Source organism: Providencia sp. PROV076, assembly GCF_028483405.1.
Lineage (GTDB): Bacteria > Pseudomonadota > Gammaproteobacteria > Enterobacterales > Enterobacteriaceae > Providencia > Providencia huaxiensis.
This window is the reverse complement of record NZ_JAMPRR010000007.1, coordinates 16,970-29,744: the sequence shown is the minus strand read 5'-3', so window position 1 is coordinate 29,744 and position 12,775 is coordinate 16,970. Positions and strand designations below refer to the sequence as shown.

The following is a 12,775-nucleotide window of genomic DNA, read 5'->3' as shown; positions in this document are numbered from 1 at the left end:
TTAAGCAGGCAAATAAGATGGAAATACGAGTCTTTCGGCAAAGTGATTATGAAGATGTCCTGACACTATGGGAGCGCTGTTCTCTCAATGAATTTTCAGGGGATCCTGAGCTCGATATCGAACGCAAATTACAGTGTGGGGCAGACTTATTTTTAGTGGCTGAAGTTGCCGGGGAAGTCGTTGGCACTATTATGGGAGGATATGATGGCATTCGTGGTACTGCTGTTTACCTTGCCGTTCACCCTGAATACCGTGGCCGTGGTATCGCTAACGCACTAGTGAGCCGACTAGAAAAAAAACTGATCGCCAGAGGCTGCGGAAGAATAGAGCTATTAGTGAGTGAAGAGTCTGATGCGGCTATCTGTATGTTTGAAAAAATGTTGTATGAAGAAGAACAACCTGAACGTTTAATTTATTCGAAAAAATTAACTCACGAAACGGATTTTTAAGTTAATTGACTATTTATTTAACTATTCATGGGAATGTTTTAATAAATAGATTGTCACAATATGCATTATGCGACTCATAAAAGAGGATGATATGTCCCAACATGCAAAGTTGAATAGTAATAATGGATTATCGCCGTTGTTTAAGGCTTCTCTACTCTGTGGAGCAGCCCTGTTATCAGGGTGTGCGGGTGTGAAGGTTTTTTCACCGTCGACTTGGTTTAGTGGCCCACTGACGGTTTCTGACTCAGGCCTTGGTCAAGTGACTAGTTTTACACCAATGCAAGCGGATATCATTAAGAAACAACTGGATGACCGCTATACATTACGCAGCGGTATGCAAATGGAAAATGGGGATGTGGTCACAATTTTCCAAGGAATGGATGATGATGAAGTAAAATTAGAAATAATTGGTCCAGAGCACGGCTATGTATCGCGAATTACGGTGAATGACCCTGATATCGCAACCGAATGGGGGCCTACGATTGGTACTGAATTTAGCGAAATTTATCAAAAAGCATTTGGTATTTGCGGCTTAGGTGAGCGAGTCAATGACGTTCCTACCATTGAATGTAATTCACCGCAATCAAGTAAAGTGGTTTACCGTTTTACAGGTAAATGGCAAGGACCAGAAGATTTAATGCCTTCAGATAATGACCTGAAAACATGGCAAGTCTCACAAATTATTTGGCATAAATAACCTCATTTCGTTAATGATATCGCCAGGTCTATTCATACTGGCGATATCTTCCCACTAAAATTTCTTTTTCCTTGTTTTCAAAGAAATTTCCCCTTTCTTAAATTTTCTTTCTTATAATAGACCGGAAACCTATATTCCCTTGCGTTAAAACAAGGCGAACATCATAGCGATAAGATAGAATATTAAAATCGCTTATATAAAAAATAGGTTATATAACATATTCATTTTACGAGGTTTACCGTATGTCTCATTCTCAAAGTGGTATTTTGAAAGAACATAGCCGTTTTGGTATTTTTATTGAAGCGCAAGTGCAAGAGGGATCTCTGGATGAAGTTAAGTCTGGATGTAAAAGCTTTGTCGAGGCTTTAACCAAATTACAAGCGCAATATCCAGATGATCGCCTTGGTGCCGTTATCGCGTTTGGTTCTGACATCTGGAAACAGCTCGGTAAGGCAAATACTGCCCCTGAATTGAAACCATTTCGCACTCTAGGTAAAGGGCTTGCTCCTGCCACTCAACGGGATATGTTTATTCATATTCAATCACTGCGCCATGATATTAATTTTTCATTAGCGCAGGCAGCTTTAAAAGCATTTGGTAAATCTATCTCTGTAGTGGAAGAAATTCATGGCTTCCGTTGGGTAGATGACAGAGATTTAAGCGGTTTTATTGATGGAACAGAGAACCCGCAAGGGGAAGAAATTGCAGAAGTTACATTAATCGAAGATGGTGAAGATACAGGCGGAAGTTATGTTTTAGTCCAACGCTATGAACACGATTTGAGAAAATGGGATCGTTTTTCGGAACATGAACAAGAAAAAATGATTGGTCGTACGAAAAAAGATAGTGTTGAATTAGATGAAGATGCACGCAATGTCACCTCTCATGTCTCACGCGTGGTGATAGAAGAAGAGGGCGAAGAGCTTTCAGTTATGCGTCACAGCTTGCCATATGGTACAGCAAGCGGCAAACATGGCTTATTTTTTATCGCTTATTGTGCAAGGTTACACAATATTGAACAGCAATTATTAAGTATGTTCGGCGAAAAAGACGGCAAATACGATGATTTGCTACGTATGACGAAAGCCGTTTCGGGGAGTTATTACTATGCTCCGTCGATTGAGACATTGACGTCTCTTTGATCAATAAGTTGCCGCAGGGATGCGGCGATTGATAATTATTTATATAATCTATTATTTTCAATGTATTAATCGGTTTTTTTTAATTCTTTACGAGCTGCAGCAGCAATAAAACCACTACGGCTACCATATTCAGGATTAACCTTCACTAAAGCATCAATACGATGTAATAAACGATGCGGCAAGGTGATATTAATACGCTCAGTACGGCCATCGTATTTATCCATATCGACATCCACAAATAACCATATCCCATGCGCATATTCAGGTTGTATTGGGTTCAATAGCGTTTGCTGAGATTTCGATAATGGGATCTCAAAGCCTTTTTCACTCAATAATTCAAAATGAGCATCAATTGCTGATTTTGCTTCTGCGTAAGCCTCTTCTATATTGCTGCCCGCGAATGTACATCCTTCAATATCAGGAAACCAGCCACTTGCGCTGCCATCATTATCAATTTCAATAAAGGCGGTATAAAGCATTAGGTTATCTCCATTAAAGATAGCGCTCATGCGTGAACGCTTTTCTTATTTAATGTTTTAGTTTCGCAGCCTTCAAAATGTGATTTAGTGTGCCTATCTTTAAATCTTTTTGTGGATGCGGAACAGTAATTACAATTGAAAAATGTGGGTGGGAAAACTGATGGTGACTTCCTTTTATTCTTTCAAGTTTCCAACCGTTTTTTTGCAGTATGTTTATCAGTTCCGAACTTTGCACGATCCCTCCATTTCGTTAACTGATATACACATAATACACACTCTGAAGAGTGCTTACAATATTTAAAGTGTGTATTATGTGTATAAAAAAGAGAGAGGGGGAAAATGTTTAAGGTGTCTTTGCTTCGCTAAACTTAAAAATGAAACGCATTCATATCACTAACTAATTAAAAAATCAGTTAATTTTCCTGCTTATGACGTTCATTTCTTTGTTATTCCAATTTGGTATATAAAAAGGTGATTGATAGCTACACAGTTATAACCAAAACAGATACAGTGGTTTTAATCTTAGCCATTTGGGTTTAGTTACGAACAGGTGTGGAATGAAAAAATCATTTTTGAAAAAAACAGCACTAGCGAGTTTGGCAACGGTATCATTACTTGGGAGCTCGCCATTAGTTGCCGCTGAACTACTTAATAGCTCTTATGATATTGCTCGTGAATTATTTGTGGCATTGAATCCATCATTTGAAAAGCAATGGAATGAGGCTCACCCTGACGACAAACTCACGATTAAGCAATCACACGCAGGTTCATCTAAGCAGGCCTTAGCTATTTTACAAGGTTTGAAAGCGGATGTCGTGACCTACAACCAAGTCACTGACGTGCAAATTTTGCATGAGAAAGGGAATTTGATCCCAGCAGACTGGCAAGCGCGCTTACCAAATAATAGCTCGCCTTATTATTCAACGATGGCATTTTTAGTTCGTAAAGGAAACCCTAAAGGAATTAAAACGTGGGATGATTTAGTCCGCGAAGATGTCAAACTAATCTTCCCAAATCCAAAAACATCAGGAAATGGCCGTTATACCTACCTTGCGGCATGGGGCGCTTTTAATCAGGAAAATAAAGATGATAAAGCAAAAACCCGTGAACAAATGAAACAGTTTTTGAAAAATGTAGAGGTATTCGATACCGGTGGGCGTGGCGCGACGACGTCATTTATTGAGCGAGGGCTCGGTGACGTCCTCATTAGCTTTGAATCAGAGGTGAATAATATTCGCTCTCAGTATGGCGAGTCAGACTACGAAGTCATTGTACCGCCAGTGGATATCTTAGCGGAGTTTCCTGTCGCTTGGGTCGACAAAAATGTACAGAAAAATGGCACGGAAGACGTCGCTAAAGCTTACTTAAATTATCTCTATAGCCCACAGGCTCAAGAAATCATCACTCAGTATAATTATCGAGTGAATGACAAAGCGGTGATGAATGCAAATAAGGCTAAATTTCCTGAAACTCAGCTCTTTACCGTTGAGTCACAATTTGAGAGCTGGCCAAAAGTGATGGAGGTTCATTTTGCTACAGGTGGAGAATTTGACCAATTAATGGCAGAAGGGCGCCGTTAATGGAGCGTTCAGGAAAGCGTTTCTTGCCGGGTTTCGGGCTAACGCTAGGTAGCAGTCTATTTTATACCTGTTTGATATTGCTATTACCCATGAGCGCATTGGTAATTCAATTATCAGAAATGACATGGCAGCAATATTGGGCGGTCATTAGTTACCCGCAAGTGGTTGCCGCGTATAAAGTGACGTTATTGTCAGCGCTAGTGGCAAGCTTGTTTAATGCGGTGTTTGGCATGCTATTAGCGTGGATCCTAACGCGTTATCGTTTTCCTGGGCGTTTGTTCTTAGATGGTTTAGTGGATTTACCTTTTGCCTTACCTACTGCGGTAGCGGGGCTGACATTGGCAACCCTGTTTGCAACCTCGGGCTGGTATGGGCAATATCTGCAGCAGTTTGATATTAAAGTCGTGAATACTTGGTTGGGAATTGCGGTTGCGATGGCTTTTACTAGTATTCCGTTTGTTGTGCGTACAGTTCAACCTGTATTGGAAGAGCTCGGCCCTGAGTACGAAGAAGCTGCTCAAACCCTAGGTGCGAGCCGTTGGCAAACCTTTCGTCGAGTGGTACTGCCAGAGCTTTCACCGGCCTTATTAGCCGGAACGGTTTTGTCCTTTACACGGAGTTTAGGCGAGTTTGGTGCCATTATATTTATTGCGGGTAATATTGCGTGGCAAACCGAAGTTGTTTCATTAATGATTTTTAGTCAGCTACAGCAATTTGACTACCCGGCAGCCAGTGCTGTGGCCTCGGTTATTTTAGCGGTTTCATTGTTACTTCTATTTAGTGTCAATTTAGTACAAAGCCGCTTTGGTAAACGGTTAGGGGGCAAGTAATGGCGCAAATTACACCAATTCACACCGCTAGCCGTACTCAAATTAACTGGGGAAAATGGCTACTAATTGCAATAGGTTTATTGTTTTCATTTTTACTGTTAGTCATTCCAATTGTTTGGATATTTATTACGGCTTTTCAAAAAGGGTTAGATACCGTTTTATTAAATCTGGCAGACCCAGACATGTTACATGCCATTGGTTTAACAGTATTAATCGCTTTAATTACCGTTCCAGTAAATTTAGTCTTTGGCACCATGATGGCCTGGTTAGTAACACGATTTCAGTTTCTAGGCCGCCAATTATTACTCACCTTGGTGGATATCCCATTTGCGGTTTCACCTGTTGTTGCGGGTTTGCTGTACTTACTTTTTTATGGCTCGAACAGCTGGTTTGGTGGGTGGCTTGAAGGTTTTGATATCCAGCTCATGTTTTCATGGCCAGGTATGGCGTTAGTGACCATTTTTGTGACGTGTCCATTTGTCGTACGTGAGCTCGTGCCCTTGATGTTAAGCCAAGGTAGCCAAGAAGATGAAGCTGCGGTGTTACTGGGAGCGTCAGGATGGAAGATGTTTTGGCGTGTGACATTACCCAATATCCGCTGGGCACTACTGTATGGGGTCGTTTTAACTAACGCCCGGGCAATCGGTGAATTTGGTGCGGTTTCGGTAGTTTCAGGGGCTATTCGTGGGGAAACATACACCTTACCGTTGCAGGTTGAATTATTGCATCAAGATTATAATACGGTAGGGGCGTTTACGGCCGCAGGGATCCTCGCAGTCATGGCGATTATCACCTTAATTCTTAAAAGTGCATTGCAGTGGCATTTAAGTCGACAGCAATCTGAATCAGGAGTCCATTAATCATGAGTATTGAAATTGAAAAAATCGGTAAGTTATTTGGTAAAACCCAAGTACTCAACGATATTTCACTGGATATCGCATCGGGTGAAATGGTTGCCCTATTAGGGCCTTCTGGTTCAGGAAAAACAACCTTATTGCGTATTATTGCAGGGCTTGAACAGCAAAGTCAGGGGTTATTACGTTTTCATGGCCATGATGTCAGTAAAATTCACGCCAAAGATAGGCATGTTGGCTTTGTATTTCAACACTATGCGCTATTTCGGCACATGACAGTATTTGATAATGTGGCATTTGGTTTAACTGTCTTACCCAGAAAACAGCGGCCATCAGCTCAAGTTATTAAAGATAAAGTAACAAAATTGCTAGAAATGGTTCAGCTTGGCCATTTGGCTTCACGTTACCCCGCACAACTTTCAGGGGGGCAAAAACAGCGTGTGGCATTAGCAAGGGCTCTCGCGGTTGACCCGCAAATTTTATTATTGGATGAGCCTTTTGGTGCGCTCGACGCACAAGTGCGTATTGAGTTACGCCGTTGGCTACGCCAATTACATGATGAATTAAAATTTACCAGTGTTTTTGTCACCCACGACCAAGAAGAAGCCATGGAAGTGGCGGACAGAGTGGTGGTGATGAGCCAAGGTCATATTGAGCAAGTGGGTACACCGAGCGATATTTGGCAACGTCCAGAGACACGTTTTGTCCTTGAATTTATGGGGGAAATCAACCAAATCTCTGCCCATATCAAAGGTTCCACATTAAATATCGATGGATATGCGTTCCCACTAAAGCATACAGGTGCTCAGCAAGGTGAAGTCGATGTATTCTTACGGCCTTGGGATATTTCATTACAAGCGGAAGTGGATGAGCAGCACCGTTTACCTGTTAGGGTCACCGAATCGGGGCCAAGAGGGCATTTTTGGCAATTAACCGTTCAGCCTTTAGGTTGGGGTAAAGAACCGTTGTCAGTGATTTGGCAATCTGCTAAAACGATACCAACTCGAGGTGAGCGTTACTTTTTAGGCAGCCAACAGGCGAAGATTTATCAAGGGGATCAGGAATTAATTTTCCCACAGTTAGCTAAAAGTGCATGAATATAAAATTCAATAATTTATAACACTGATAAATATATTATTAGTGTTATATTTTCTATTATTTTCTTCATATATTACTGATATTTAGGCTTTGTATATAAAAATATGCAGCCTAATTCCTCTCATGTTTAAAATCCATCTAACTCATTGATAAGATAGAATTAATCATTATATTTTCATGTGAAATATAACTGGTAATTCTATAAGCTTATTGTAATATAATATATCAATTAGCTATATCAGAAATGGTCATTAAGATAATCTATTTTTCTAATATTAATGTGAAGAGATTTCAACTTTCACGTACCAATATTGGGGTAATATCTTATCTCTATTGTTTCTTATTTATATATAAAAATTATAAGGATGGTAACGTGTCGGCTCTGGAACAATTTATCGGTAATACCCCATTAGTAAAACTTCAGCGTTTAACACAAGGGATTGAAGCTGAAATTTGGGTGAAACTTGAAGGTAATAACCCCGCAGGTTCAGTGAAAGATCGCGCGGCATTTTCAATGATTAATGAAGCGCAATTACGGGGTGAAATTAAACCAGGTGATACGCTAATTGAAGCAACTAGTGGAAATACAGGTATCGCACTCGCGATGATTGCTGCGGTAAAAGGCTACAAACTGAAATTACTCATGCCTGATAACATGAGTAAAGAGCGACAAGCTTCAATGCAAGCCTATGGTGCAGAACTCATCTTAGTGAGTACGGCTGTTGGTATGGAAGGTGCCCGCGATTTGGCTAAGGAAATGGAACAAAGAGGCGAGGGGAAAGTTTTAGACCAATTTAATAACCCTGATAACCCGTTGGCCCATTTTAAAACCACAGGTCCTGAAATATGGCAGCAAACTAATGGTAGCATTACCCACTTTGTGTCCAGTATGGGGACGACAGGGACAATCACAGGGGTAAGCCGTTATTTAAAATCACAATCTTCAGATGTACATGTTGTTGGTTTACAGCCTGCGGAAAAGAGCCAGATCCCCGGTATTCGTCGTTGGTCCCCTGGCTATTTGCCCGGTATCTTCGATGACTCGTTAGTCGACAGCGTGCTGGATATAAACCAGCAAGAAGCGGAAGAGACCATGAGAGCTTTAGCTAAAGTTGAAGGTATCTTTTGTGGGGTGAGCTCGGGTGGGGCGGTTGCCGGTGCATTAAAAGTGGCGAAGGCTAACCCAGGAGCGGTCATTGTGGCAGTCATTTGCGACCGAGGAGACCGTTATTTATCAACAGGTGTATTTAATGAGTGAGATAATTCAATGGCAAGTCTGTGCTCAATAAAAAATCTCCACAAATTATAACCACCCGCTATGCGGGTGGCTTGCTCTAGCCCTATAAGGGCTTATTACCGACCGCGCCTAAATGACGCTGCTTTCTCTTCGTTCAAGCTAATCTCTTTGTTACTTTGACTGTAGTGGCATAGTTAATTTGGTCACCCATTATGGCAAAGCGTATAAGACGACTGTTCAGTGCTGGATTCAAGCTTGAAGCTGCTCAATTGGTTCTTGACCAACGGCTAGAAGCATTATCCCTAATATAACTTGTAGTGCTTTTATTGATTGTTTTCTGTTATTTTCATTTGTTTTTCGGCTGTGGTAGTAATTGGCACGGCTGTGCTGCGGCACACTGGTATTTATTAAATTTCAGGCCACCAAAGTCATCAATATAAGCGACTTCAAAACTATTCCATGCTGGGTTTTTCAATGTCACGGTTGAATCACTAAATGGGGCGACAAGCACTTCAGGAAAATCTTTATCCTTACTTTGGTCAACATTGATATTGGTGATCACAATATTAAACGGGGTTGGATTCGATAACGTAATCTGTCCACCTTGTTTTGTGACTTTTAAATCGCGCTGAAAATCTTTCTCGGCAGAGACTTTGTAGTCAATACCTTTTGGGCGATAAAACAGTTTTAAGCGTGATTGGATAGTAAACTGAACCGCATTCGCTTCTTTACCTTGCGGTGGAATACCTAATACATTGAAATATAAAAGACTCTCCCTATCCGTTGGTAAGGTATTTTGCCCATCCATATAGGCAATTTTGATTTGTTTTTTCTGTTTAGGGCCGATTTTTTGTAAAAAAGGTAACGCCACTAGTGAGTTAGTCAGCTTTTCACCTTTCTGGTTTTCTATCCATGTCTGCGCTAAAAATGAAGAAGCGGTATCTTGGTTTTCAACAACGACACTGGTTCCGCCATCGGCTTCATTAAAAATAATACGGGTTCTATCTAACCCAAGGACGGCATACGCTTGGCTCATGACGCTTGATAGTAAAACAACGGAAAATACTTTTTTAAATAATGTCATTTTTTCACCCATTGAAATCACATTAGTGACGACAAGTAATTGAATCGCTACTTTTAGCCAGGAGGCTGTCAGCTAAGAACGTGCATGCTTGTGCATCTCCCCAGTTGACGCTAAGCTGATCGCCCATGTTCAACCCGGTTAAGTAGACGATGCCAGATTCAGCAATAATGCCTGAAACTTTACCCGTTACGTTATTTTTCACCACTGAGCCTAATGGTGGGTATTGACCATTAGCTAGCTTAATTCGTGTTATCAGCGATTTACCAATATCCGCATCCATTTTAGCATAACCGATTGCACCATCAGTGAGTGTAGACGCTAAAACATTATCATCAATGTTTACTGTGTCTGGTAAGTTGTTCACATCCACCTTATACTCCATATTATAGTAGGTCGGAACGTTACTGATAGTAGCTAACCCACGACTATTCGTCGTCGCATTGCCATTTTCAATAATCACGCCTTTCGCATTTGGCACATCAACCACTAAGCGAGATTGGTCACGATATGTTAAACGGTGCGCTGAAATACCGTGTTGTGTCGCGGTAACCGAGCCACTCACTGTCATACCCAGCGACGTCATTGAGTCCGATAATGACCCTGTGACTTGCACTTGGCCAGCATCCGCACTGTGTGATACATATGTGCTCACCATCCCTTCCGATAACCCATCTTGGGTTGATGCAGTTAAATTATAGTTCGTATTGCTATCAATATGACGACTGTAATTCACATTATTCGCATAGTGCTTGTTGTTGTCACTATAAGAGGCGAAATACGATATGGATGCATTATGATTTTCAGAGTTTAACGGTTTACTGACTGATAAATAAACTTGGTTATCTGTTTTATTATTAGCTCCACGAACTTGGTTTAAAGATAGGGATATGTTCCCACCTTTCATGATACCTTCATCGAAGAATTTATTTAGCCCCACACTGAAATAGTTATTTTGCTTACCATTCCAATAGGTTTTACGGGATGCGGTGATATTCGCACTCGCATTAATCCCAGGTAATTGCTGAGCGTAAGACAATGAAAAAACATGTTTATCTTTATTGGTATCGATATTTTGTCTGTCGACAAAGTTTTGCTCAACAAAATTAGATAAAGAGTTAAAGGTTCTGTCGGCAAAACGGTACCCGGTTAATGTCAACTGCCCATTAAAACTCGGTAAATCTTTGGCATAGTTGATACGGTAGCTTTTGCCTTTCTCATGCCCCAGTAAGGTATCGGCGTAAGATTGGGTGATATCCACCGAAAAAGCCCCTAAAAAGCCGATATTTTGACCAATGCCGAGGTTAATGGCTTTATATTTATTTCCTGCTGTCGCCACTATTCCCCCAAAACAGAGGTATTGTTAAACACCCCAACAGAGCTTTCGACAGTCATAAAATTGTCGTTAGCATGGGTACCATTTTTCGGGGATAGTTGACCTAAATTCAAGGTGTAGCGCGCTTGTCCTTTACGGGTTAAAAACGGAATATTGGTTGTGGTAAACTGAAATTTCGTTTCTTTACCGTTATCCTCTGCTACGGTTACATCAATGGTTCCCATGATGGATTGACTTAAGTCCTTAATCACAAAAGGACCCGCCGGCACTTTCACTTGGCTGATGATACGGCCGTTTTGTGATAAGGTCACCGTTGCATTTGAGGCTGCAACCCCGGTAATTTGAGGCGCATACCCCCTGAGATTTGGTGGCATCATGCTTTCATCGGTGAACATGCTCACGCCTTTGAAACGCACGCTATCAAACAAATCTGATTTAATAAAAATTTCCCCGGCAAACAACTTCGCCGATAAGCTGGTAATATCCCTAAAAGCGTAGACTTGGTCCCAATCTAAGTTGCGTTTCTTGCTACTCTGTCCATCTTCGCCAACCAATTTATTTTCATATTGGTAATTTGCCCGTAAACGCCATTGCGCGAAGTTAGCGCCCACATTTCCGAAGGCATATAACTGGTTACGTGTTTCTTCGTTTTTACGGGTTAAATGATTATCGCTAATCGTATAATCTAAAATTAACCCAGCAATACCGTAATCGCGCATTTCAGGGGTTACCCACGAAGAATAAGTCGATTCCATATATTTCTGAGGTATCGAAATACTCAGAACTTGTTCGCTATCATTAAAATCGATAGCCACGTTTTGATCGAGAGAGAGTAAATTAATACAATCGTTTTCTTGAGAGGAAAGTAATATTTCTTTCGCCTCTTCATTTAATGGGAAACGTTTTATTAACTGCGCCGTAATACACGGCTCAATTATTCCACCATTATTAATAAATTTAATTTTTTCGCCGCGGATGATTTTTTTATCATTTAAAATGATATCCGACTCATATAAACCTTCACTTAAACTATTTTTTTCAAAATAGCTTAGGTCAATATTATCGTCTACAGATAAATTAAGGGCGTTGATATTAAAAGTTTCAGCGTTCGTATATCCACCACACATAATGAGTGAGATAATATAACCTATATTTTTTCTGTTAAAATACATGTTGGCACTCTTATGCTAATCGATAGAGGAAATACAAAGCTTTACACTAATCAGTGTAAAGCTTTTCTTAGGTATGATGGCTATCTTATTCGTAGCTTAATACATAGTTAGCGATAGAGTTGATGCTACCTGAAGTTGCTACACCAGTTGCTTCTGCTTGAGCAGATAAAATAATTGTGGTGTCAGACGCTTTCAGTGTTTGCTCTAAGGTATCACCTGGTTTAATGGCTTTACCTGCATTGTCTAAGAATGAAACTGCAACGTTATTTGCGCTACCTGTGCTTGACCATAAAGTTGCGTTAGTTGTATCAGGTTGGCCATTAAAAGTAATTTTTACTTTAGAATATGGCGTACCTGAAGCACTTGGGTCTAATTGGCAATCTTGTAATTTTAATTCAAATGTATTTAGTGGGCCTTTTTTACCTGCAGAACTTAAATTAGCTGCGGCAATACTACCTAATTGAACTTCTTTATTTACATCGGTCGGAGAAATTGTACATGCACCGCTATTTACTGTGCCTTTAAAAGTAATTTTACCTGAACCTGCATCCGCAGCCATTGCAGAAATAGAAGTTGTAGTTAACGCTAAGCATAATGCAATTAAAGTTTTATTCATTTTTGTTTACCTTATATTAAGTCATTTAATTAAAAAATTTTATCTGTTGTGGAGAACGAAACAAATAATATCCATAAAATGAGTAATCAGATACCGCTAAAGTATGTATTTACGCGGTAGAATGTAACGAAATATATTAATCTAACGTATTGAAATTAAAGGAAAGTATAAATTGAGATATTTATTGGTATTATTACCGGGGCC

The 12,775-nt window shown here is 40.3% G+C and carries 13 protein-coding genes and 1 pseudogene; 8 read left to right on the top strand and 6 right to left on the bottom strand.

All coding sequences use genetic code 11. The annotated features are described in order from the left end of the window. The first annotated feature begins 17 nt into the window (after positions 1 to 17). The 3 genes from PSF67_RS06290 (at position 18) to PSF67_RS06280 (ending at position 2,288) form a co-directional block, all read left to right on the top strand. Complete coding sequence (locus PSF67_RS06290; protein ID WP_004264887.1) at positions 18 to 449, top strand: GNAT family acetyltransferase; 432 nt, start codon at positions 18 to 20, stop codon at positions 447 to 449. A gap of 91 nt (positions 450 to 540) precedes the next feature. Beyond that, positions 541 to 1,146: an RpoE-regulated lipoprotein gene (locus tag PSF67_RS06285; protein ID WP_195697434.1), complete on the top strand. Its 606-nt coding sequence runs from the start codon at positions 541 to 543 to the stop codon at positions 1,144 to 1,146. A 242-nt stretch (positions 1,147 to 1,388) separates the two neighbouring features. After that, positions 1,389 to 2,288, top strand: a complete 900-nt coding sequence (locus PSF67_RS06280) for a Dyp-type peroxidase (RefSeq protein ID WP_195697433.1) — start codon at positions 1,389 to 1,391, stop codon at positions 2,286 to 2,288. 65 nt (positions 2,289 to 2,353) lie between these two features. Here PSF67_RS06280 and PSF67_RS06275 read toward each other — a convergent pair whose 3' ends face one another. Continuing rightward, positions 2,354 to 2,767 (bottom strand): type II toxin-antitoxin system HicB family antitoxin, encoded by a 414-nt coding sequence (locus tag PSF67_RS06275; RefSeq protein WP_094961723.1) that lies wholly within the window; start codon positions 2,765 to 2,767, stop codon positions 2,354 to 2,356. Between the two features lie 49 nt (positions 2,768 to 2,816). Beyond that, positions 2,817 to 3,002, bottom strand: coding sequence for a type II toxin-antitoxin system HicA family toxin (locus PSF67_RS06270; RefSeq protein ID WP_094961724.1), 186 nt, complete (start codon positions 3,000 to 3,002; stop codon positions 2,817 to 2,819). A gap of 322 nt (positions 3,003 to 3,324) precedes the next feature. On the opposite strand from PSF67_RS06270, the gene PSF67_RS06265 reads away from it, so the two are divergent. The 5 genes from PSF67_RS06265 to cysM all read left to right on the top strand — a co-directional run bounded on the left by PSF67_RS06265 (position 3,325) and on the right by cysM (position 8,387). After that, positions 3,325 to 4,347, top strand: coding sequence for a sulfate ABC transporter substrate-binding protein (locus PSF67_RS06265; RefSeq protein ID WP_102137561.1), 1,023 nt, complete (start codon positions 3,325 to 3,327; stop codon positions 4,345 to 4,347). Next, complete coding sequence (gene cysT / locus PSF67_RS06260; RefSeq protein ID WP_102137562.1) at positions 4,347 to 5,177, top strand: sulfate/thiosulfate ABC transporter permease CysT; 831 nt, start codon at positions 4,347 to 4,349, stop codon at positions 5,175 to 5,177. Before PSF67_RS06265 ends, cysT begins: the two co-directional genes overlap by 1 nt. Further along, complete coding sequence (cysW, locus tag PSF67_RS06255) at positions 5,177 to 6,037, top strand: sulfate/thiosulfate ABC transporter permease CysW (protein ID WP_272676648.1); 861 nt, start codon at positions 5,177 to 5,179, stop codon at positions 6,035 to 6,037. The genes cysT and cysW overlap by 1 nt, the downstream gene beginning before the upstream one ends. 2 nt (positions 6,038 to 6,039) lie before the next feature. Next, on the top strand, positions 6,040 to 7,128 hold the full coding sequence (gene cysA / locus PSF67_RS06250; protein ID WP_102137564.1) for a sulfate/thiosulfate ABC transporter ATP-binding protein CysA: 1,089 nt from the start codon (positions 6,040 to 6,042) through the stop codon (positions 7,126 to 7,128). Positions 7,129 to 7,502: 374 nt separating this feature from the next. Beyond that, on the top strand, positions 7,503 to 8,387 hold the full coding sequence (gene cysM, locus PSF67_RS06245) for a cysteine synthase CysM (protein WP_102137565.1): 885 nt from the start codon (positions 7,503 to 7,505) through the stop codon (positions 8,385 to 8,387). A gap of 325 nt (positions 8,388 to 8,712) precedes the next feature. Here the strand turns inward: cysM and PSF67_RS06240 are convergent, their stop codons facing one another. The 4 genes and pseudogenes from PSF67_RS06240 to PSF67_RS06225 form a co-directional block, all read right to left on the bottom strand. Further along, on the bottom strand, positions 8,713 to 9,450 hold the full coding sequence (locus PSF67_RS06240) for a fimbrial biogenesis chaperone (protein WP_168222851.1): 738 nt from the start codon (positions 9,448 to 9,450) through the stop codon (positions 8,713 to 8,715). A 22-nt stretch (positions 9,451 to 9,472) separates the two neighbouring features. Continuing rightward, positions 9,473 to 9,730, bottom strand: coding sequence for a FimD/PapC C-terminal domain-containing protein (locus PSF67_RS06235; protein ID WP_267490869.1), 258 nt, complete (start codon positions 9,728 to 9,730; stop codon positions 9,473 to 9,475). Positions 9,731 to 9,790: 60 nt separating this feature from the next. Next, positions 9,791 to 11,910, bottom strand: a pseudogene (locus tag PSF67_RS06230) (fimbria/pilus outer membrane usher protein); the annotation flags it as partial. 130 nt (positions 11,911 to 12,040) lie between these two features. Next, on the bottom strand, positions 12,041 to 12,571 hold the full coding sequence (locus PSF67_RS06225; protein ID WP_231068880.1) for a fimbrial protein: 531 nt from the start codon (positions 12,569 to 12,571) through the stop codon (positions 12,041 to 12,043). Positions 12,572 to 12,775 lie beyond the last annotated feature (204 nt).